Here is a 21798-nt window from a genome sequence, read left to right as displayed (position 1 = left end):
GATGTACGTCGGCGTCGCGATCCTCTTCGCGATCGCCTGCGCGTTCCTGTCGAATTGGCAGTTCTCGCGCAACGCCGAGCGCACCGAACAGCTGCAGCTGGTCGAGAACAACTACGACGCTCCCCCCGTCGCTCTGGGGCAGCTGCTCGCCCCCGGAGCCGAGCTGAACCCCGCAGACGAATGGCGCCCGGTGCGCCTCGAGGGCCGCTACCTCGCCGACGACCAGCTCCTCGTGCGCAATCGCGCGCACGGCGGCTCCGCGGCCTACGAGCAGCTCGTGCCTTTCCGTCTCGACGACGGCCGCATCGTCCTCGTCGATCGCGGGTGGTTGCCGCCGGGCAACAGCCAGTCGGCGCCCGACGAGATCCCCGCTCCACCGGCGGGCGAGGTCACCGTCGAGGTGCGCCTGCGTCCCGGCGAGGCGGCCCCCACCTCGGGCCGTTCGGCCGAGCCGGGCCAGGTGCCCACGATCAATCTCGGGCTGGTCGCGGAGCAGACCGGGCCCCTCGAGCAGGGCGCCTACGGATTGCTGATGTCGGAGACCCCCGCCCCGGCGACGGCTCCGTTCACCATCGACCCGCCGAGCAACGATCCGGGCCCGTACCTGTCGTACGCGATCCAGTGGATCCTGTTCGCCGTGATGGGTTTCGCCTTCATCGGCTACGTCATCGTGAACGAGCGCAGACTCCGTCGAGAAGACGCCGAAGACGAGTCCGTCCTGGCCCCCGCGACCGAGACCGCGCCGAAGGAAGCCCGCCGGGTCGACCCGGTCGCCCTGCACCGCTCGCGGAAGCGCCCGCGCGACCGCGACGCCGACGACGAGGACGCCCTGCTCGACGCCCGGTGATCTCATGGATCACGGTCTCCCGGCATCCATCCGGTCGCACCGCGGTCCCGCCCGAATGAGCAGCCGGAAGAGTTCTCGTCAGCATGATCAGGCCGGCGTGACCCGTACAGCGTGATCCTGCCCGCGTGATCCCGCCAGCGTGATCCCGCCAGCGGAACCCGAGCAGCGTGGTCCCGCCGGCGTGACCCTGCGGGCGAGATCCGGCCGGCGTGAACCTGCGGGCAAGATCCGGCCGGCTCGCTCAGGCCCGCGCGCTCAAGCCAGGGTGATCAGGTCGGCGTAGTCGCGACCCCAGATGTCTTCGACGCCGTCGGGGAGGATCAGCACGCGCTCGGGGTTGAGCGCCTCGACGGCTCCCTCGTCGTGCGAGACGAGCACGACGGCGCCCTCGTAGTGCGCGAGCGCCCCGAGGATCTCTTCGCGCGAGGCGGGGTCGAGGTTGTTCGTGGGCTCGTCGAGCAGCAGCATGTTCGCCGACGACACCACCAGCGTCGCGAGCGACAGGCGCGTCTTCTCGCCACCCGAAAGGACTCCCGCGGGCTTGAGCACGTCGTCGCCCACGAAGAGGAACGATCCGAGCACCTTGCGGGCCTCGGTCGCGGTGATGTGGGGCGCGGCCGACATCATGTTGTCGAGCACGGACCGCGAGACGTCGAGGTTCTCGTGCTCCTGCGCGTAGTAGCCGATCTTGAGGCCGTGACCGGGCTCGAGCTGACCGGTGTCGGGCTGGTCGACGCCCGCGAGGATGCGCAGCAGCGTCGTCTTCCCGGCACCGTTGAGCCCCAGGATGACGACGCGCGAGCCGCGGTCGATCGCGAGGTCGACGTCGGTGAAGATCTCCAGCGATCCGTACGACTTCGACAACCCCGACGCCATGAGCGGGGTCTTGCCGCAGGGCGCGGGCTTGGGGAAGCGGAGCTTCGCGACCCGCTCGTCCTGACGCACGTCGTCGAGGCCCGAGAGCATCTTCTCGGCGCGCGCGACCATCTGATGGGCGGCGGCGGCCTTCGACGCCTTCGCGCCGAAGCGCGCGGCCTGCAGCTGCAGCGCCGTGGCCTTCTTCTCGACGTTGACGCGCTCCTTCTTGCGGCGCTCCTCGTCGGCCACCCGCTGGCGCAGGTAGTTCTTCCAGTTCATGTTGTAGATGTCGATGACCTGGCGGTTGGCATCCAGGTAGAACACCCGGTTCACCGTCTCGCCGACAAGCTCGACATCGTGCGAGATGACGATCAGACCGCCCTTGTACCCCTTGAGGAACTCCCGCAGCCATACGACGCTGTCGGCGTCGAGGTGGTTGGTCGGCTCGTCGAGGATCATCGTGCGGGCATCCGAGAACAGGATGCGCGCGAGCTCGATGCGACGACGCTGACCACCCGACAGGGTCTTCAGCTGCTGATCGAGGATGCGGTCGGGAAGCGAGAGATTGTGGGCGATGGATGCCGCCTCGGCCTCGGCCGCGTATCCGCCCGCCGCTTCGAACCGCTCGGTGAGGTTGGCGTACTTCTTCATCGCCTTGGCTGCGACCGCGGCGTCGTCGTCGGCCATGGCCAGCGACGCCTCGTGCATGCCCAGCGCCAACGAACCGAGTCCGCGGGCGTCCAGGATGCGCGTGCGCGCGAGCATCTCGGGGTCGCCCGAGCGGGGGTCCTGGGGCAGGTACCCGAGCTCGCCGGAGCGGTCGACACCGCCGTTCGAGGGCAGCAGGTCGCCCGCGAGCACCTTGGTCAGCGTCGTCTTTCCGGCACCGTTGCGCCCGACAAGGCCGATCTTGTCGCCGTCGGAGACGCGGAACGCCACATCGGACATGAGCACGCGGGCGCCCACGCGGATCTCGAGGTCGTGCACGGCGAGCACAGCGAACGTCCGTTCTTCGGGGTCGGGGAGTGGCCAGAGCATGGCCAGCCACCCAGTATAAGTCGCCTTCCCGAACATCCCCCGACAGTGAACTCGCCGAGCGACCGCGCGGACCGGATGCCCCGTATGCGGACCGTCGTACGACATCCGCGTCCGGTAGCTCGGCGTCGAGACGTTCGACCCCGGTCTCGGCATCCGGGGTTGCGTTCTCACCCGATTGCTGACCTAAGCTAAGCCTGTCCTTACTTGAATCACAGGAGGCTCTCTGTGTCCCGATTCCGCGCTCTGGCGGCCCTCGCCGTCGGCTCCGCCCTCGTCCTCACCGGCTGCGCCGGTACGTCCGCATCCCCCGCAGGAGAGGCGGCGCAAGGGTCCGACGGCGTGTTCCCCGTCACGGTCGACAGTGCCCTCGGCCAGGCCGTGATCGAGAAGAAGCCCGAGCGCGTCGCCACCGTCGCCTGGTCCAACCACGAGGTCCCCCTCGCACTCGGCATCGTGCCCGTGGGCATGGCCAAGGCCACCTGGGGCGACGATGACGGCGACGGCATCCTGCCCTGGGTCGAAGACAAGCTGACCGAGCTCGGCGGCGAGACCCCCGTGCTCTTCGATGAGACCGACGGCATCGACTTCGAGGCCGTGGCCGACACGCAGCCCGACGTCATCCTGGCTGCCTACTCGGGTCTGACGCAGGAGGACTACGACACCCTGTCGAAGATCGCGCCCGTCGTCGCCTACCCGGACGCCGCCTGGGGCACCACGCTCGACCAGATGATCCAGCTCAACTCCCAGGCGTTGGGTCTGAAGAGCGAGGGCGACGCCCTCATCGAGCAGATCAAGACCGAATCGCAGGAGGCCTTCGCCGCGCACCCGGCGCTCGCCGACGTCGCGCCGCTGTTCGCCTTCACCGACCCCACCGATCTCAGCAAAATCACGTACTACACCTCGCACGACCCGCGCGCCGGCTACCTGCACGAGCTCGGCATGCCCGAGCCCGAGCAGGTGACGAAGACCTCCGCCGAGACCGACGCGTTCTACAGCGACATCAGCTCAGAGAACGCCGACGTCTTCAGCGACGTGGGCCTGTGGATCACCTACGGCAACACCGACGGCTCCACCGTCGCCCAGCTGCAGGCCGACCCGCTGCTGTCGCAGATCCCCGCCATCGCGGCCGGCCACATCGCCGTCCTCGAAGACGCGACGCCCCTCGCCGCCTCGGCCAACCCCTCGCCGCTGTCCATCAGCTGGGGCTTCGACAAGTACCTCGACCTGCTGACCACCGCCGTCGGCTGATCCCCCTCCTCACCGGACCGCGCCCCTCGTGACCACACGCTCCCCCGTCGTCGACGCACTCCCGGATGCCGCCTCCCTGCGGCGTCCGGTGGGTCGCCGCCTTCTGTGGGTACTGGTGCTCACGGGGGGCCTGGTCGTGGTGTCGGTGGCATCCGTCGCCTTCGGCACCCGCGATGTCTCCTTCGACGAGATCGCCTCCGCGTTCACCGGCGGCGGAGGCGTCGGAGAGGCCGCGGTGATCGCCCGTGTCCCCCGCACCGTGCTCGGTCTGCTCGTCGGCGCCGCTCTCGCGATGGCGGGACTGACGATGCAGGCCGTCACCCGCAATCCGCTCGCCGACCCCGGCATCCTGGGCGTCTCCGCGGGCGCGTCACTGGCCGTGGTCAGCGGCATCGCCTTCTTCGGGCTCTCCAGCTCGACCGGATACGTGGGCTTCGCGATCGTGGGCGCGGCGGCGGCGGCCGTCTTCGTCTACACCGTGGGCTCACTCGGGCGCGGCGGCGCCACCCCGCTCAAGCTCGCCCTCGCGGGAGCTGCGACCACGGCGGCCTTCGGCTCACTGTCGAGCGCGATCCTGCTCCCCCGCGTGGATCTGCTCGAGGTGTTCCGGTTCTGGCAGATCGGCGGCATCGGCGGGGCGACGTGGGAGCGTGTCCAGGTCCTCCTGCCGGTCCTCGCGATCGGCGCCCTCGTCTGCGTCCTCTGCTCCCGCGGCATGAACTCCCTCGCGCTCGGCGATGACGTCGCCACGGGCCTCGGCGAGCACGTCGGACGCACGCGCCTGGTGGCGTCCGCCGGCGCGGTCGTGCTCGTGGGCGCCGCCACCGCTGTCGCGGGCCCCATCGCCTTCGTCGGACTCGTGGTCCCCCACGTCTGCCGCATGCTCATCGGCACGGACCACCGCTGGCTCGTGCCCTTCTCGGCCCTGGGAGGGGCGATCCTCCTCGTGGGCGCCGACGTCGTGGGCCGCCTCGTCGCGCGCCCGACCGAAGTCGAGGTCGGCATCCTCACCGCCCTGATCGGTGCCCCCTTCTTCATCTGGATCGTCCGCCGGCAGAAGGTGCGTGAACTGTGAGCACGCAGACCCTCTCTCCCCGGGCGGATGCCGCGACGGCATCCGTGCCCGACGTCGCCGCTCTCGTCCGCGGCCGGCGCGGCCGCGCCTGTCGACGGATCCTCGTGTCCGCGATCCTGTTGAGCGCGGTCGTCTTCGTCTACGTCGTGACCCTCATGGTCGGCAACACCTTCTACACTCCCGACCAGGTCATCCGCGTGATCCTGGGCCAGACGGTGCCGGGCGCCTCCTTCACCATCGGCGAACTCCGCCTCCCTCGCGCCAGTCTCGGACTGCTCTCGGGCCTCGCCTTCGGCATGGCTGGCGTGACGTTCCAGACGATGCTGCGAAACCCCCTCGCATCCCCCGACATCATCGGCATCTCCTCGGGCGCCAGTGCCTTCGCCGTCGTCGCGATCATCGGCTTCTCGCTCTCGGATGCCGCCGTCTCGGCCTTCGCCCTGTTCGGCGCCCTCGCCACGGCCGGGGCCATCTATCTCCTGTCCCGTCGCGGGGCCTTCACCGGCACGCGACTCGTGCTCATCGGCATCGGCGTCGCGGCGATGCTCGACAGCGTCACGACGTGGATGCTGACCCGCGCAGCCAACTGGGACCTGCAGACGGCGATGCAGTGGCTCACCGGTAGCCTCAACAACGCCTCGTGGGAGCGTTTGCTGCCCTTGGCCGTCACCGTCGCGGTCGTCGTGCCGCTCATGGTCGCCCACACGCGCGGACTCGCGGTTCTGCGCCTGGGTGATGACTCCGCCGCCGGTCTGGGCGTACGGGTCGAGCGCACCCGCCTGCTGCTCATCGTCGGCGCCGTCGTCATGCTGGCGGTCGCCACCGCGGCGAGCGGCCCCATCGCGTTCGTGGCGTTCATGGCCGGCCCGATCGCCGCCCGACTCATCGGGCCGGGTGGCTCGCTCCTGGTGCCCGCCGGCCTCGTCGGCGCCCTCCTCGTCATGCTCAGCGACCTGCTCGGTCAGTTCGCGTTCGACAACCGCTACCCCGTCGGCGTGATCACGGGCGTGCTCGGTGCGCCGTACCTCATCTACCTGCTCATCAGGACCAACCGTTCCGGAGGCTCACTGTGACCACCCCCGTGACTTCCCACTCCGATGGAGCCCGCTCGTGACCGCGAACCGCACGCTCACCGCCGAAGGACTCACTCTCGCGTACGGCGACCGCGTGATCGTCGACGACCTCGACATCGCCTTCCCCGCCGGCCGCATCACCGCGATCGTCGGGGCCAACGGCTGCGGCAAGTCGACGCTCCTCCGCGCGCTCGCGCGTCTGCTTCCGCCGAAGACCGGTCGCGTCGTGCTCGACGGCAAAGCGCTGCACGAACGTCCCTCTAAAGAGGTCGCACGCATCCTCGGCCTGCTCCCGCAGAGCCCGATCGCACCCGAGGGCATCGCCGTCGCCGACCTGGTGGGCCGCGGCCGCCACCCCCACCAGCGCGCGCTCGCCCGCTGGAGCACCCGCGACTACGAGGTCGTCGCCGAGGCCCTCGCCGCGACCGGCATCAGCGACCTCGCCGACCGCTCGATCGACGAACTCTCCGGCGGCCAGCGTCAGCGCGTGTGGATCGCCATGGCTCTGGCGCAGGAGACCGACATCCTGCTGCTCGACGAACCGACGACCTTCCTCGACGTCGCGCACCAGGTCGAGGTGCTCGACCTGCTCACCGACCTCAACCGCGATCGCGGCACCACCACGGTGATGGTGCTGCACGACATGAACATGGCCGCGCGCTACGCCGATCACCTGATCGCGCTGCGCGAGGGTCACGTGGTCGCCGCCGGAGACCCCACCGCCGTCATGACCTCCGAGCTCATCCGAGACGTCTTCGGACTCGATGCGCTCGTCGTCCCCGACCCCGTCTCGGGCACCCCGCTCGTCCTCCCCCGCGGCCGTCACCACGTGAGCCCGCGCGTGCCCGCCCCCGACACCGTTCAGGAGCCCCTCGATGCCCTCCCCTCGTGAGACCTCGCGGTTCTTCCGCGTCCGCGTCGCCCGCATCACCGACCTGACGCCCAGCTTCCGCCGGTTCACCTTCGTCGGCGACGACCTCCACGAGTACGGCGACCCCGGCTTCGACCAGCGCATCAAGGTCGTCTTCCCCACCGACACGCTGAGCCTGGATGCCATGCCGACCGGCGCGGACTGGTGGACCGCCTGGCGCGAACTCCCCGACGAGCTGCGCCTGCCGTTCCGCACCTACACGACCCGCGCCGTGCGACGCGCCGACCGCGAGGTCGACATCGACATGGTCGCCCACGAAGTGCTGGGACCTGCCTCCGCGTGGATCGAGAACAGCCGCGTCGGCGACGAGGTGCTGGTGTTCGCGCCCACGGTCGCGCTGACCGATGTGAGCTTCGGCGTCGACTTCGTCCCTCCCGCCGAAACCGGCGACTACCTGCTGGCCGGCGACGAGACAGCTGCTCCCGCGATCGCCGTCATCCTGGAGCAGCTGCCCGCCGATGCCACGGGCACGGTCGTCCTCGAGGTGCCGACGCCCGAGGATTGCGCTTACCTGCCTCGGCATCCCGGCTTCTCGTTCCTGGTGGCGGCGCGCGCAGGCCGAGACCGACACGCGCACCTGGTGACCGCCACCCGCGACGCCGCCTTCGCGCTCACCCCCGACGGGCACGGCGACGAGGTCGAGGAGATCGACATCGACGAGGGAATGCTCTGGGAGGTCCCCCGCACCGCCAAGGGCGGAGCGGCCCTCAAGAGGGCGCCGCTGTACGCGTGGCTCGCGGGCGAGGCCTCGGCCATCAAGACCCTCCGCCGTCACCTCGTGACCGAGCGCGGGGTCGATCGGCGCGCCGTGGCCTTCATGGGCTACTGGCGCACCGGTCGCGCGGAGTGCTGACGGAGCACCGGATGCCGCAGCCCCGAGCCGAGGTCGCGCGCGGACGCTCAACCGAGTCCGCATGCCACGCACCCCGGGCCCCCGCCCGGCGCGGGCGCTGACGGACAACGGATGCCACGGACCCACGCCGCCGCTGCGGTCAGACGGCGGGCACCAACCGGCCGATGCGCTCGATCGCCTCGCGCAGGACCTCGGGCGCGCACCCGACGTTGATGCGCACGTGCCCGACGCCCTCTTCGCCGAAGAGCGGGCCGTGGTGCAGCGCGACCTTCGCCTCACGGCGGATGAACGGCGCGGGGTTCTCCCCCCACCCGTATGCCGAGACGTCCACCCAGGCGAGGAACCCGGCGTCGGGGATGCGGTAGCGCGCGAGGGGAAGGTGCTCGGCGAGCAGGTCGGCCAGCAGGCGGCGGTTCTGATCCAGGGCGGCCAGCAGCCCCTCGAGCCACTCGTCGCTGTCGGCCGAGAACGCGGCGCGGTTGGCGATGACGCCGAACAGTCCCGCGCGCCACTCGACCTCCCACGGCAGCCCGCGAACGACCGCCGCAGTCTCGTCGGCGCCCGTCACGATGACCGCGCACTTGAGCCCCGCGAGGTTGTAGGTCTTGCTCGCGCTCGTCACGGTGTAACCGACCACGGCCGCCTCGGGCGCGGCATCCAGGAACGGGGTGAACACCGCGGGGGCGTGGGTGAGCGGCGCGTGGATCTCGTCGCTGACGACGGTCGCGCCGAACCGGTGCGCCAACCGTGCGAGGCCGGCGAGCGACTCGCGTGTGTGGACCGTGCCGGTGGGGTTGTGCGGGTTGCACAGCAGCACCGACCGGGCGCCGGCCGCGAGGGCCCGCTCGATGCCCTCGAGATCGAGCTGCCAGCCGTGGCCGTCGTCGACGAGCGGAACCCGCTCCACGACCGTACCCGCCTCCTCGACCGTGTCGTAGAACGGCGGGTACACCGGGGGCGTGACGATCACACGGTCACCGGGCGAGGTGACCGCGCGCAACACCTCGACGACGCCCATCATCACATCGCCCGTCCAGCGGATGCGCGTCGGATCGGGGCGCCAGCCCCAGTGACGGTCGGCGAAGTCCGCGAAGTCGAGGTCGATCCCGGGCCGCGGGGGCGTGTACCCGGTGTCGCCGATCTCCACCGCGCGGTGCAAGGCGGCCGTGATCCCCGGGGCCAACGCGAAGTCGGTCTCGGCGACGAACATGGGGATCACGTCGTCACCGTACGAGCGCCACTTCGTGCTGGTCCGCTGACGGAGGAGGGCGAGCGGCAGGGCCTGGAGGGGAGGAACGCTCATGTCGCGAGCCTAATGAGAGCCCCGGATGCCGGGGAATCGACGCGTCAGACGGCGAAACACGGCCACGATGGCACCGCCCGAGACACGGAAGAACGCCCGCCCCCGGAGGGACGGGCGTTCGCGGAGCGGGCGCGGGTACACACCGACCGGCCGCGCTCGGCCGTTCCGTTCAGATCGCGAAACCGAGAGCGCGCATCATGTCGCGGCCGTCGTCGGTGATCCGCTCGGGACCCCACGGCGGCATCCACACCCAGTTGATGCGGAAACGGTCCACCACGTTGTCGAGGGACTGGGCGGTCTGTTCTTCGAGCACGTCGGTCAGCGGGCAGCCGGCCGAGGTGAGGGTCATGTGGATGACGAGGGCGTCGTTCTCGTCATCCCATGCGAGGTCGTAGATGAGCCCCAGGTCGACGACGTTGATCCCCAGTTCGGGGTCCATCACGTCTTTGAGGGCCTCGGTGACCTCGTCGTACTTCTCGGGCGCGAGCGTTGCGGTCATGTAACGATCTTACGCGTCGACCGGCGTACCGGCCTCGAGGAAACGGTCGTAACCCTCTTCTTCGAGACGGTCGGCGAGCTCGGGGCCGCCCTCTTCGACGATCCGACCCTTGACGACCACGTGGACGAAGTCGGGACGGATGTAGCGGAGGATGCGCGTGTAGTGCGTGATGAGCAGCACACCGAGGTCGGTCTGCTCCTTCGCGCGGTTCACGCCCTCCGACACGATCTTGAGCGCGTCGACGTCGAGACCCGAGTCGGTTTCGTCGAGCACGGCGATCTTCGGCTTGAGCAGCTCGAGCTGGAGGATCTCGTGACGCTTCTTCTCACCGCCGGAGAAACCCTCGTTGACGTTGCGCGCGGCGAACGTCGCGTCCATACGCAGGTTCGACATGGCGCCCTTGACGTCCTTGGTCCAGCTGCGGATGGCCGGAGCCTCGCCGTCGATGGCCGTCTTGGCGGTGCGGAGGAAGTTGGTGACCGTGACACCGGGGATCTCGACCGGGTACTGCATCGCCAGGAAGAGACCGGCGCGGGCGCGCTCGTCGACGGTCATCTCGAGCACGTCTTCGCCGTCCAGCGTGATGGAGCCGCTCGTGACGGTGTACTTGGGGTGACCGGCGATCGTGTACGCCAGGGTCGACTTGCCGGAGCCGTTGGGGCCCATGATGGCGTGGGTCTCACCGGTGCGCAGCGTCAGCGTCACGCCGTTGAGGATCGGGGTCGTACCGTTCTCCGTCTCGACCGTCACGTGGAGGTCGCGGATCTCGAGGACAGACATGGGGTTCCTTACGTAAGTCTGGGGTCGTGGGCGCGGCTCAGGCCGTCGCCTTGGTGACGGAAGGATCGATGAGCACGTCGTCTCCGTCGATCACGACCTCGTACACGGGCACCGGCTCGAAAGCCGGCAGGTTGAGGGGGCGTCCGGTCTTGAGCGAGAAGGCCGAGCCGTGGGCCCAGCACTCCAGCGTCTCGCCCTCGACGAAGCCGTCCGACAGAGAGATGTCGCCGTGGGTGCAGACATCGCCGATCGCGTGCACGTCGCCGTTGCCGTCGAGCACCACGGCGATGGCGACACCGCCGATCTCGACGCGGTGCGCCTCGTCTTGCACGAGGTCGCTCAGCGCGCAGGCGCGGGCAGCGCTCACGCGGCAGCCCCCTGGGCCAGCTCGCGCTCGATCGCCTCGGTCAGCTCGGTCTCGAGCTCGGGGATGCCGATGCGCTGGACGATCTCGCTGAGGAACCCGAGGACGACGAGTCGACGCGCTTCGTCTTCTCCGATACCGCGGGCCTGGAGGTAGAACAGCTGCTCGTCGTCGAAGCGACCCGTGGCGCTGGCGTGGCCCGCACCCTGGATGTCGCCCGTCTGGATCTCGAGGTTCGGGATCGAGTCGGCGCGCGCGCCGTCGGTGAGCACGAGGTTGCGGTTCGCCTCGTACGAGTCGGTGCCCGTGGCATCCGGTCCGATGAGAACATCGCCGATCCACACACTGCGGGCGCTGGCACCCTGGAGCGCGCCCTTGTAGAGCACGTCACCGACGGTGTGCGGACCCTTGTGGTGCAGATACACCTGCGACTCGAGGTGCTGGCCGGCGTCGGCGAACGACAGACCGTACAGCCGGCCCTCGGCGCCGGCACCCGACAGCTCGACGGACGGGTTCACGCGCACGACGCCACCGCCGAAGCTCACCACCACATGGGTGAGCTTCGCGTCGCGGTCGACGCGCGCCTGGTGCGCCGAAGCGTGGATCGCGTCATCGTCCCACTTCTGCACCGACACGACCGTCAGGTCGGCACCGTCGCGCACGAGGATCTCGACGTTCTGGGCGTGCTGGGCGGTGCCTTCGTGCCGCAGGACGACGGTGCCACGCGAGTTCGGCTGCGCCTCGATCACCACGTGGGCGTGTGCGAGTCCGCCGGTGCCGGTCAGCCGGACCACCACGGGCTCGTCGAGCTCGACGTCGGCGGGGATCCGCAGCAGCGGCGCCTCCGACTCGTGCGTCCAGGCGAGGGCGGCCGTCAGATCTTCGGGCCGGAAGTGCTCGCCGCGCGGCGCGTCACCGGCCGCGAGACGCAGCTGCTCGACCTCGGCGGGGGCCTCGACCTCGACGCGCATGACGCCGGTCGGCCCGGCTTCGTCCACGAAGAGCGGCGCGAGCCGGTCGACCGGGCTGAGCTTCCAGTTGACCTCGCGGCCCGTCGGCATGCCGAAATCGGCCGGATCGAACGAGGTCGCCCGCTCCGAGCGCGTCTGCACCGGAACGAAGGATGCCACGAGGGCGGCCGGGTCGATATGGCCCTCCGCGGTAGCCGCGGGGGTCGTGGTCACTGTGGTCACTGAGCCGATACTCCGTTCGACGCGAGAGGGGGAAGCGCGGGGGGCGCGGATGTCGCCGAGGAGATCATCCGACGCTGCCCTCCATGCCCATCTCGATGAGCTTGTTCAGTTCGAGGGCGTACTCCATCGGCAGTTCCCGCGCGATGGGCTCGATGAACCCGCGCACGATCATGGCCATGGCCTCGTCTTCGGGGAGGCCGCGCGACTGCAGGTAGAACAACTGCTCCTCGCTGACCTTCGAGACGGTGGCCTCGTGACCGAGCTGTACGTCGTCGACACGGATGTCGATCGCGGGGTACGTGTCGCTGCGCGAGATGGAGTCGACCAGCAGTGCGTCGCAGCGCACCGTGTTGGCGGAGTGGTGCGCATTGGCATCCACCCGCACCTCACCGCGGTACCCGGCACGACCGCCACCGCGGGCGATCGACTTCGACACGATGGACGACTGCGTGTACGGCGCCATGTGGATCATCTTCGCGCCGGCGTCCTGGTGCTGACCGGGACCGGCGAAGGCCACCGAGAGGGTCTCGCCCTTGGCGTGCTCGCCCATCAGGTAGATGGAGGGGTACTTCATCGTCACCTTCGAGCCGATGTTGCCGTCGACCCATTCCATGGTGGCGCCCTCATGGGCGACGGCGCGCTTGGTGACGAGGTTGTAGACGTTGTTCGACCAGTTCTGGATCGTCGTGTAGCGAACGCGCGCGTTCTTCTTCACGATGATCTCGACCACGGCCGAGTGCAGTGAGTCGCTCTTGTAGATCGGCGCCGTGCAGCCCTCGATGTAGTGCACGTAGCTGTCTTCGTCGGCGATGATCAGGGTCCGCTCGAACTGGCCCATGTTCTCGGTGTTGATGCGGAAGTACGCCTGCAGCGGGATCTCGACGTGCACGCCCTTGGGGACGTAGACGAACGATCCGCCCGACCACACCGCCGTGTTCAGCGCGGCGAACTTGTTGTCGCCCGCGGGGATGACGGTGCCGAAGTACTCCTCGAAGAACTCCGGGTGCTCGCGCAGAGCGGTGTCGGTGTCCATGAAGATGACACCCTGCTGCTCGAGGTCTTCACGGATCTGGTGGTAGACCACCTCGGACTCGTACTGCGCGGCGACACCGGCGACGAGGCGCTGACGCTCAGCCTCGGGGATGCCGAGCTTCTCGTAGGTGTTGCGGATCTCTTCCGGAAGGTCTTCCCAGGACTGCGCCTGCTTCTCGGTCGAGCGCACGAAGTATTTGATGTTGTCGAAGTCGATCTCGCTGAGATCGGCACCCCAGGTGGGCATGGGCTTGCGGCCGAAGAGCTGGTAGCCCTTGAGGCGCGTCTTCAGCATCCACTCCGGCTCGGACTTCAGGGAGGAGATGCCGCGAACGACGTCCTCGTTGATCCCCCGCTGCGCGAGCGCACCGGCGGCATCGGTGTCGTGCCAGCCGAACTCGTATTGCCCCAGGCTTTCGAGCTCGGGTCGGTCGATGAGTACATCGGACATGGTGATCACTCTCCTTCTCGGGCCTCAACGGTGTCATCCGCCCCGGCATTCCGGACTCCGGTCGAAGTCCCAGGAATGTCGCTGGTAGGCCCGTTCGAAGGCGCTGGCGGCGCGCCTAGACTGTCTCTGGTGCGGATCGCGCGAGCGACGCACCCGGACCCTTCGATTCTACAGGCACCCGCTCCCGGTACGGCAGCACCGCTCCCCCGCACACCGGGACCGCCGGGGCCACCTCGACGCCAGGAAGCCGCACGCATGCCCTCCGCTTCGTCCCCCTCGTCACCGACCCGCGTCCCCGAGCCCGTGCGACGTTTCGTCGCCTGGTTGCCCGTCGACGTCGACCGGCGTGTGCGGGTGTTCGCGTGGCTGTCGTTCGTTGCAGAGGTGCTGATCATCGGCACCGGCGGCGCCGTTCGGCTCACCGGGTCGGGTCTCGGCTGCCCGACGTGGCCGCGGTGCACGCCCGACTCGCTCATCAACACGCCCGAGATGGGGATCCACGGCGTCATCGAGTTCGGCAACCGCACGCTGACCGGACTCGTCGGCATCCTGGCCATCGCGGTCGTCGTGCTCGTGTGGCGCATGCGCCACGAGCGCCGGGTGCTCTTCGTCCTCTCGCTCATCGTGCTGGTGGGCATCGTCGCGCAAGCCATCGTGGGCGGCATCACGGTGCTGACGGGCCTGAACCCCTTCATCGTCGGCTTCCACTACGTCGCGTCGGTCTCGCTCGTCGCCGTGTGCGCGGCCTTCCTGGTGCGCATGTATCAGCCCGCAGGTGCCCGCACCCTCGCCGCCCCGCGCTGGTTCGCGGGCCTCGTGCACGCCACCACCGCGATCCTGGCCCTCACCATCGTCTTCGGCGTTCTCACCACGGGCGCCGGCCCCCACTCGGGTGACGAGGCATCCATCCGCAACGGCTTCGACGCGCAGGTGCTCGAGCACGTGCACGCGTGGCCCGGATACGCACTGTTCGCCCTCACCCTCGTGGTCGTCGTGATCGCGTGGCGGCTCCGCCTCCCGGTGCGTCGCTGGGCGACCGCCCTGCTGGCCGTCGAACTCGTGCAGATCGCCGTCGGCCTGTACCAGGCCCGCAACGGACTGCCCGAACTCGCCGTCGGCACGCACATGGTGCTCGCCGCTCTGGCCGCGGCGACCATGACCGTCGTCGTGCTGCGCCTGAAGCAGCCCGCGGTTGCCGACGGGCCGATCGCGCGTCGCGAAACGGCATCCGCGCGCCGCTGAGCACGCGCCGGCCGGTGCCGTCGGGGCGGGACGCCGCTCTTATACGCTCATAGGGCATTCATCGGCGACCCCTAACGCCGACACCGGCTGGTGAGACAGTGTTGTTCCCCGGGTGCCCCGCGCCCGTGATCCATCCGATGCCATCGCGTCGGATGACGCTTTCCGACTCCCCCGGGTCGGAACGACAAGGAGTTCTCCCATGCACACTCGTCCCCGTCTGCTGACCAGCATCCCCTTCTGGGTGCTCGTCGCCGGATCCCTGGCCGCCATCATCGGTGGACTCGCGATCGTCCTGAACGGGATATCCGCGATGGAGGAGGTCCTCAACGACCCCAACGCCACCGTCGTGCAGGTCTACGTCGGGCAGTCGTGGGTCGTCGTCGGCGCCGCGGTCCTCGGCGCCGGTGCCGTGGGCATCGTCGCCGCGCTCGCCCTGGGCGCAGCCACCGCCCTGACCCGCCGCCCCGACGTGGCGGTCGAGAGCATCGACTGGTCCAGCGACGATGAGTCGGTCGCCGAGCCCGCCGTCGCCTCGTACACGCCCGCCACGACCGCCTCCCCCCTCGCGGTGGAGGACGCCGACGTCGAGACGCCGTCGACCGCTCCTGCCCCGGCCCGCGCCACGGCCGAGGCCGGTCACGACGCCCCCAAGCTCGACGCCGGAGACGACACCACCCGTCGCTGACGACACGCTTGCGTGAAAGCGCCCGCTCCCCGTTCGGGGGCGGGCGCTTTCGCGTCCCTCGATCTCGCGCCTCGACCCCACCCGCCCACCGGAGGAGATCTCACGAGCGGAGGACGGATGCCGCGATGGCGGTCCTCCTCCCGGCGGAATCTCCTCCGCTCCGGCGGCCTCCGCCCACCACCGTCGACGCCCACACCCATCCGTGTCACGGTCGAGCGGCGTCCGAGGTCGCGAGGGCAGCCACGCGCACGGCACTCCTCGAAACGCCGACGCGCCCGCCCCGATAGGGGACGGGCGCTCACGGGTCAGATCAGAAGGGCAGCAGGGGGTCCACGGCGATCGCGACGAACAGCAGCGTGAGGTACGTGATCGAGGCGTGGAACACGCGCATCGGACGAGGCTCACCGCCACGCACGGCTCGGGAGTAGAGGCGGTGCGATTCGTAGATGAACCAGCCGCCGAACACCAGCGCCGACACGGTGTACACCAGCCCCATGGATGCCACGGGGATCAGCAGGAGCGAGCACGCGACGGTCGCCCACGCGTAGAGGATGACCTGCAGACCCACCTGGGATCCGCTGCGGGTGGCGCCCAGCATCGGGACGTCGACCTCTTCGTACTGCGCGGCGTACTTCATCGACAGCGGCCAGTAGTGCGGCGGCGTCCACAGGAACACGAGCGCGAAGAGGATGAGCGCCGCCCACGAGAGCGATCCCGTGACGGCAGACCAACCGATGAGCACCGGGAAGCACCCCGCGATGCCGCCCCACACGATGTTCTGCTCGGTGCGACGCTTGAGGATCATCGTGTAGATCACGACGTAGAAGAAGATCGCCGCGGCCGACAGGCCGGCGGCCAGAGTGTTCGTGAACACCCACAGCCAGACGGTCGAGACGGCGGCGAGCGTCCACGCGAAAACGAGCGCGCCCCGCGGCGAGACCTCACCGGTCACGAGCGGACGGTTCTCGGTGCGCTGCATGTGCGCATCGATGTCGCGATCGAGGTACATGTTGAACGCAGCCGCCGAGCCGGCGCTCAGCGAGCCGCCGATGACCGTGGCGAAGATCAGCCACAGGTCGGGCAGGCCACCCTGGGCGAGGATCATGACCGGGACGGTGGTGACGAGCAGGAGCTCGAGCACGCGAGGTTTCGTCAGGGCCACGTAGGCCCGCACGGTGCGCCCGACGGAGCGGCGATCGGTCGTCGCAATGACGTGCGACGTCGTCGAGATGTCCATCGTCCCCCGGGGTAGCGCGTAAAGAACCTCCCTGATTCTATGCCATCCGCACCACACGCCCGGCCGCCTGTCGAGCCCCGTCACGATCCGCAACAGCGTCGCGGGTTCTCGCTATGCTGACGGTGAACGCGCGCCCCGCGACGACACCCCCACCCCCCTCCCACTCCTACGGTGGTGAGCGCGGACGTCGGCCGTGAACGGGCGCAGATCGAGAGAGGCACCGTTTTGTCGGACTTCGAATGGGATGAAATCGATCGGCGCGCGGTGGACACCGCCCGCATTCTGGCGGCGGATGCCGTCGAGAAGGTGGGGAACGGTCACCCCGGCACCGCGATGTCGCTGGCCCCGGCCGCGTACCTGCTGTATCAGCGGGTGCTGCGCCACGACCCGGCCGACACGCACTGGCCCGGCCGCGACCGCTTCATCCTGTCGGCGGGTCACTCATCGCTGACCCAGTACGTACAGCTCTACCTCGGCGGTTTCGGCCTCGAGCTGAAGGACCTCGAGGCACTGCGCACGTGGGGGTCGCTGACCCCCGGCCACCCCGAGTACGGCCACACCGACGGCGTCGAGATCACCACCGGGCCGCTCGGCCAGGGCCTGGCGTCGTCTGTCGGCTTCGCCTACGCCGCCCGCTACGAGCGCGGCCTCTTCGACGCCGAGAGCCCCGCAGGCGAGAGCCCCTTCGACCACTTCGTCTACGTCATCGCCGGCGACGGCGACCTCCAGGAGGGTGTGACGAGCGAAGCCTCCTCGCTCGCCGGCCACCAGGAGCTCGGCAACCTCATCGCGATCTACGACTCCAACCAGATCTCGATCGAGGACGACACCAACGTCGCGTTCACCGAAGACGTCGCCAAGCGCTACGAGGCGTACGGCTGGCAGGTGCAGACCGTCGACTGGAAGAAGACCGGCGAGTACGTCGAGGACGTCGCCGAACTCCACGCCGCGATCGAGGCCGCCAAGGGCGAGACGAGCAAGCCCTCTCTCATCATCCTCAAGACGATCATCGGCTGGCCCTCCCCCGGCAAGCAGAACTCCGGCAAGATCCACGGGTCCGCCCTGGGCGCCGACGAGCTCAAGGCCACGAAAGAGGTGCTCGGCTTCGACCCCGAGCACCACTTCGCCGTCGCCGACGACGTGCTCACCCGCACCCGTCAGCTCGTCGAGCGCGGCGAGGCCGAGAAGGCCGCCTGGCAGTCGAGCTTCGACGCATGGGCTGCGAAGTATCCGGAACGCAAGCAGCTGTGGGACCGTCTGCAGGCGCGAGAACTCCCCGCCGACATCGCCGACGCCCTGCCCGCCTTCGAAGCCGGCAAAGACGTGTCGACCCGCGCCGCCTCCGGCACGGTCATCAACGCCCTCGCCGCCTCGCTCCCCGAGCTCTGGGGCGGTTCGGCCGACCTCGCCGAGTCCAACCTGACGACGATCAAGGATGCCAAGTCCTTCATCCCCTCGTCGTGGTCGACCCACGAGTGGTCGGGCGACCCCTACGGCCGGGTGCTGCACTTCGGCATCCGCGAGCACGCGATGGGTGCGATCCTCAACGGCATCGTGCTGCACGGACCCACGCGGCCCTTCGGCGGCACGTTCCTCATCTTCAGCGACTACATGCGCCCGCCGGTGCGTCTGGCCGCCCTGATGAACATCCCGACCATCTTCGTGTGGACGCACGACTCCGTCGCCCTCGGCGAAGACGGCCCCACGCACCAGCCGGTCGAGCAGCTCGCGACGCTCCGCGCCATCCCGAACTTCGCCCTCGTGCGTCCGGCGGATGCCAACGAGACCTCGGTCGTGTGGCTCGAGATGCTGCGCCGCACCGCAGGCCCCGCCGGTATCGCCCTCACCCGCCAGAACATCCCCGTCTTCGCCCGCGGCGACGGCGCGGCATCCGGTGACCAGTTCGCGTCCGCTCAGGGCGCCGTCAAGGGCGCGTACGTGCTCGCCGAGGCCGCGAACGGCGAGCCCGACGTCATCCTGATCGCCACCGGTTCCGAGGTGCAGCTGGCCGTCGAGGCGCGCGAGACCCTCGCCGCCGAAGGCGTGCACGCCCGCGTCGTGTCGGCTCCGTCGCTGGAGTGGTTCGCCGAGCAGGACGAGGCGTACCGCGAGTCGGTGCTGCCCGCGTCGGTCAAGGCACGCGTGTCGGTCGAGGCCGGCTCCGCACTCAGCTGGGCGGGGATCGTCGGCGACGCCGGCCGCTCCGTCGCGATCGACCACTTCGGTGCGTCGGCCGACTACAAAACCCTGTTCCAGAAGTTCGGCATCACGGCTGAGGCCGTCGTCGAGGCAGCGCGCGACTCGCTCGCCGCGGCCAAGAAGTAATCCGAGGAGATTAACGACATGAGCACTCCCACTGCAGACCTCTCCGCCGCCGGCGTCAGCATCTGGCTCGACGACCTGTCCCGTCAGCGGATCCAGTCCGGCAACCTCGCCGAGCTGATCGACGCGCGCAACGTGTCGGGCGTGACGACCAACCCCACGATCTTCGCCGGAGCCCTCTCCCAGGGCGAGGCGTACGAGGGTCAGGTCAAGGAACTCGCCGCCGCCGGCGCCGATGTCGACGAAGCGATCTTCTCGATCACCACCGACGACGTCCGCGACGCGTGCGACATCTTCCTCCCCGTGTTCGAAGCCACCGGCGGTGTCGACGGCCGCGTCTCGATCGAGGTCTCGCCCGACCTCGCGCACGACACCGACGCCACCGTCGCGCAGGCCAACGACCTGTCGGCCCGCGTCGACCGCAAGAACGTGCTGATCAAGATCCCGGCGACCAAGGCCGGTCTGCCGGCCATCACCGAGGTCATCGGTGCGGGCATCTCGGTCAACGTCACGCTCATCTTCAGCCTCGAGCGCTACGAAGAGGTCATCGACGCCTACCTCGCCGGTGTCGAGAAGGCGCAGGCCGCCGGCCACGACATCTCGACCCTGCAGTCGGTCGCGTCGTTCTTCGTCTCGCGCGTCGACACCGAGATCGACAAGCGTCTCGCGGCCCTCGGCACCGATGAGGCCGCGGCGCTCAAGGGCAAGGCGGGCATCGCCAACGCACGCCTGGCCTACGAGCTGTTCGAGAAGAAGTTCCAGGGCGACCGCGCCAAGAAACTGCTCGATGCGGGTGCGACCGTACAGCGTCCGCTGTGGGCGTCGACCGGCGTGAAGGACCCGGCGCTGCCCGACACCCTGTACGTGACCGAGCTCGTCGCCCCCGGCACCGTGAACACGATGCCCGAGAAGACGCTCGAGGCCACATTCGACCACGGTGTGATCACCGGTGACACCATCACCGGCGCCTATGCCGAGGCTCACGAGGTGTTCGACCGCCTCGCCGCCGCGGGTGTCGACGTCGCCGACGCGACGCAGACGCTCGAAGACGAGGGTGTCGAGAAGTTCATCGCCTCGTGGCACGAGCTGCAGGACACGGTCAAGACCGCCCTCGAGGCCGGAAGCGCCCAGGCCGCCAAGTGAGCTTCGCGGTCAAGGTCACGGGCCACGTCGGTTCGGTCGTCTCGTCCGAGCTGCCGGGGCTGACCGGCTCGCTGATCGCGTCGGGCATCACCGCCGGTGACGCGAGCCTCTGGGGCCCGGCCGCTGAAGACGAAGCCTCCCGTCGGCTCGGGTGGGTGCGAGCGGTCTCCGTCTCGCGCCCGCTCGTGCCCCAGATCACCGCCCTGCGCGACGAGCTCGTCGCGCAGGGCGTGACCCGCGTCGTGCTCGCGGGGATGGGCGGTTCGTCGCTCGCGCCCGAGGTCATCGCCCAAACGGCCGGTGTTCCGCTGGTCGTGCTCGACTCGACCTCTCCCGCGCAGGTGCTCGCCGCGATCGACGGCGACGCCGAGTCGGGCGGTCTCGCGCAGACCGTTCTGGTGGTCTCGAGCAAGTCCGGTTCGACGATCGAGACCGATTCCGCCAAACGCGCCTTCGAGGCCGCGTTCCGCGACCTCGGCATCGATCCGTCCGAACGCATCGTCGTGGTGACCGATCCCGGCTCGCCGCTGGAGCAGTCGGCGCGAGCCGACGGTTATCGGGTCTTCACCGCCGACCCCGAGGTGGGCGGACGCTATTCCGCCCTCACCGCGTTCGGACTCGTACCGACGGGGCTCGCCGGCGTCGACATCGACGACCTGCTCGACGAGGCGGATGCCACACTCCTCGAAGTCGCGATCGACTCCCCCGAGAATCCCGCGCTCGTCCTGGCCGCCGCAATCGCCGGCGGTGGCGCGCTGCGCCGTGACAAGCTCGGCCTGGTCACCGACGGTAGCCACATCATGGGCTTGCCCGACTGGATCGAGCAGCTCGTCGCCGAGTCGACCGGCAAGGACGGCTCCGGCATCCTCCCCGTCGTGCTGCTGCCCGTCTCCCCCGAGCTCGAATCCCGGCCCGACGACCTGCAGATCGTCCGGTTCGTCGACGACGCGTCGGCGTTCCACCTGTTCGAACGCCACACCGACGAGGTGCTGGTCAGCGGATCACTGGGCGCCCAGTTCGTGGTCTGGGAGTACGCGACCGCGATCGCCGGTCGCATGCTCGGGATCAACCCGTTCGATCAGCCCGATGTCGAGTCGGCGAAGGACGCCACTCGAGGTCTCCTTGACGCGCAGCCGGCGCCCACCGCCCCGGCGTTCGTCGACGACGGCGTGGAGGTGCGGGTCTCCGACCCGGCTCTCGCGGCCAGCGGCACCATCGCGGGCGTGCTGGCGGCCCTGTACGAGCGGGTGGCCGCAGACGGCTACCTCAGTATCCAGGCCTACGTGAACCGCCTCGAACTCGCACAGCTCTCGGGCCTGCGCGAACTCGCCGCCGCGGATTGCGGCCGCCCCACCACTTTCGGCTGGGGTCCCCGCTTCCTGCACTCCACGGGCCAGTTCCACAAGGGAGGACCCGCCACCGGTGTGTTCCTCCAGATCCTCGAACGCACCGACGTCGACCTGGAGATCCCCGGTCGACCGTTCACGTTCGGACAACTCATCCAGGCACAGGCCGCGGGAGACGCGAGCGTGCTGGCGGAGGGCCACGGCCGTCCCGTCGTCACGCTGACGCTGACCGACCCGCAGGTCGAAGTGCTCTCACTCTTCGAGGCGGCACAGTAGGA

19 protein-coding genes are annotated in these 21798 nt (G+C 69.5%); 11 read left to right on the top strand and 8 right to left on the bottom strand.

The window, feature by feature from the left end; genetic code table 11:
• Position 1 precedes the first annotated feature (1 nt).
• Complete coding sequence (locus FHS07_RS08485) at positions 2-847, top strand: SURF1 family cytochrome oxidase biogenesis protein (RefSeq protein ID WP_183420139.1); 846 nt, start codon at positions 2-4, stop codon at positions 845-847.
• A 255-nt stretch (positions 848-1102) separates the two neighbouring features.
• On the opposite strand, the gene FHS07_RS08480 is transcribed toward FHS07_RS08485, so the two are convergent.
• Complete coding sequence (locus FHS07_RS08480; protein WP_183420138.1) at positions 1103-2701, bottom strand: ATP-binding cassette domain-containing protein; 1599 nt, start codon at positions 2699-2701, stop codon at positions 1103-1105.
• A 267-nt stretch (positions 2702-2968) separates the two neighbouring features.
• On the opposite strand from FHS07_RS08480, the gene FHS07_RS08475 reads away from it, so the two are divergent.
• The 5 genes from FHS07_RS08475 to FHS07_RS08455 are packed head-to-tail and all read left to right on the top strand — an operon-like array spanning position 2969 to position 7923.
• Entirely contained in the window at positions 2969-3991 is a 1023-nt protein-coding gene (locus FHS07_RS08475) for an ABC transporter substrate-binding protein (RefSeq protein ID WP_183419498.1), read from the top strand.
• A gap of 28 nt (positions 3992-4019) precedes the next feature.
• Positions 4020-5066 (top strand): iron chelate uptake ABC transporter family permease subunit, encoded by a 1047-nt coding sequence (locus tag FHS07_RS08470; RefSeq protein WP_183419497.1) that lies wholly within the window; start codon positions 4020-4022, stop codon positions 5064-5066.
• A complete protein-coding gene (locus FHS07_RS08465) occupies positions 5063-6139 on the top strand; it encodes an iron chelate uptake ABC transporter family permease subunit (protein ID WP_183419496.1) in 1077 nt (358 codons plus the stop codon). Before FHS07_RS08470 ends, FHS07_RS08465 begins: the two co-directional genes overlap by 4 nt.
• Before the next feature lie 37 nt (positions 6140-6176).
• The gene (locus tag FHS07_RS08460) at positions 6177-7031 is read left to right on the top strand and encodes an ATP-binding cassette domain-containing protein (RefSeq protein WP_183419495.1); all 855 of its coding nucleotides are present in this window, start codon (positions 6177-6179) and stop codon (positions 7029-7031) included.
• Positions 7015-7923, top strand: a complete 909-nt coding sequence (locus FHS07_RS08455) for a siderophore-interacting protein (protein ID WP_183419494.1) — start codon at positions 7015-7017, stop codon at positions 7921-7923. The genes FHS07_RS08460 and FHS07_RS08455 overlap by 17 nt, the downstream gene beginning before the upstream one ends.
• A 139-nt stretch (positions 7924-8062) precedes the next feature.
• Here the strand turns inward: FHS07_RS08455 and FHS07_RS08450 are convergent, their stop codons facing one another.
• The 6 genes from FHS07_RS08450 to sufB all read right to left on the bottom strand — a co-directional run bounded on the left by FHS07_RS08450 (position 8063) and on the right by sufB (position 13545).
• Complete coding sequence (locus FHS07_RS08450) at positions 8063-9226, bottom strand: MalY/PatB family protein (protein WP_183419493.1); 1164 nt, start codon at positions 9224-9226, stop codon at positions 8063-8065.
• 169 nt (positions 9227-9395) lie between these two features.
• Positions 9396-9725: a metal-sulfur cluster assembly factor gene (locus tag FHS07_RS08445; RefSeq protein ID WP_055837689.1), complete on the bottom strand. Its 330-nt coding sequence runs from the start codon at positions 9723-9725 to the stop codon at positions 9396-9398.
• Between the two features lie 9 nt (positions 9726-9734).
• On the bottom strand, positions 9735-10505 hold the full coding sequence (gene sufC, locus FHS07_RS08440; protein WP_183419492.1) for a Fe-S cluster assembly ATPase SufC: 771 nt from the start codon (positions 10503-10505) through the stop codon (positions 9735-9737).
• Positions 10506-10542: 37 nt separating this feature from the next.
• Complete coding sequence (locus FHS07_RS08435; RefSeq protein ID WP_183419491.1) at positions 10543-10872, bottom strand: non-heme iron oxygenase ferredoxin subunit; 330 nt, start codon at positions 10870-10872, stop codon at positions 10543-10545.
• A complete protein-coding gene (gene sufD, locus FHS07_RS08430; RefSeq protein WP_183419490.1) occupies positions 10869-12062 on the bottom strand; it encodes a Fe-S cluster assembly protein SufD in 1194 nt (397 codons plus the stop codon). Before sufD ends, FHS07_RS08435 begins: the two co-directional genes overlap by 4 nt.
• A 64-nt stretch (positions 12063-12126) precedes the next feature.
• Positions 12127-13545 (bottom strand): Fe-S cluster assembly protein SufB, encoded by a 1419-nt coding sequence (gene sufB, locus FHS07_RS08425; protein ID WP_183419489.1) that lies wholly within the window; start codon positions 13543-13545, stop codon positions 12127-12129.
• 255 nt (positions 13546-13800) lie between these two features.
• On the opposite strand from sufB, the gene FHS07_RS08420 reads away from it, so the two are divergent.
• Together FHS07_RS08420 and FHS07_RS08415 are read left to right on the top strand one after the other, a co-directional pair.
• Complete coding sequence (locus FHS07_RS08420; RefSeq protein ID WP_183419488.1) at positions 13801-14787, top strand: COX15/CtaA family protein; 987 nt, start codon at positions 13801-13803, stop codon at positions 14785-14787.
• Between the two features lie 199 nt (positions 14788-14986).
• Positions 14987-15472 (top strand): dinucleotide-utilizing enzyme, encoded by a 486-nt coding sequence (locus FHS07_RS08415; protein WP_183419487.1) that lies wholly within the window; start codon positions 14987-14989, stop codon positions 15470-15472.
• A 310-nt stretch (positions 15473-15782) separates the two neighbouring features.
• Here the strand turns inward: FHS07_RS08415 and FHS07_RS08410 are convergent, their stop codons facing one another.
• Entirely contained in the window at positions 15783-16709 is a 927-nt protein-coding gene (locus tag FHS07_RS08410; RefSeq protein ID WP_183419486.1) for a heme o synthase, read from the bottom strand.
• Between the two features lie 225 nt (positions 16710-16934).
• On the opposite strand from FHS07_RS08410, the gene tkt reads away from it, so the two are divergent.
• Genes tkt through FHS07_RS08395 form a run of 3 tightly spaced genes read left to right on the top strand, consistent with a single transcriptional unit; the run spans position 16935 to position 21796 of the window.
• Complete coding sequence (gene tkt, locus FHS07_RS08405; RefSeq protein WP_183419485.1) at positions 16935-19034, top strand: transketolase; 2100 nt, start codon at positions 16935-16937, stop codon at positions 19032-19034.
• An 18-nt stretch (positions 19035-19052) separates the two neighbouring features.
• Positions 19053-20174 (top strand): transaldolase, encoded by a 1122-nt coding sequence (gene tal, locus FHS07_RS08400; RefSeq protein WP_183419484.1) that lies wholly within the window; start codon positions 19053-19055, stop codon positions 20172-20174.
• Entirely contained in the window at positions 20171-21796 is a 1626-nt protein-coding gene (locus FHS07_RS08395) for a glucose-6-phosphate isomerase (RefSeq protein WP_183419483.1), read from the top strand. Before tal ends, FHS07_RS08395 begins: the two co-directional genes overlap by 4 nt.
• Positions 21797-21798 lie beyond the last annotated feature (2 nt).

It is taken from the genome of Microbacterium proteolyticum (genome assembly GCF_014192415.1).
GTDB classification, from domain to species: domain Bacteria; phylum Actinomycetota; class Actinomycetes; order Actinomycetales; family Microbacteriaceae; genus Microbacterium; species Microbacterium proteolyticum.
Note: the sequence above shows the minus strand (reverse complement) of the source record. Positions and strands in the feature narration are given on the sequence as shown.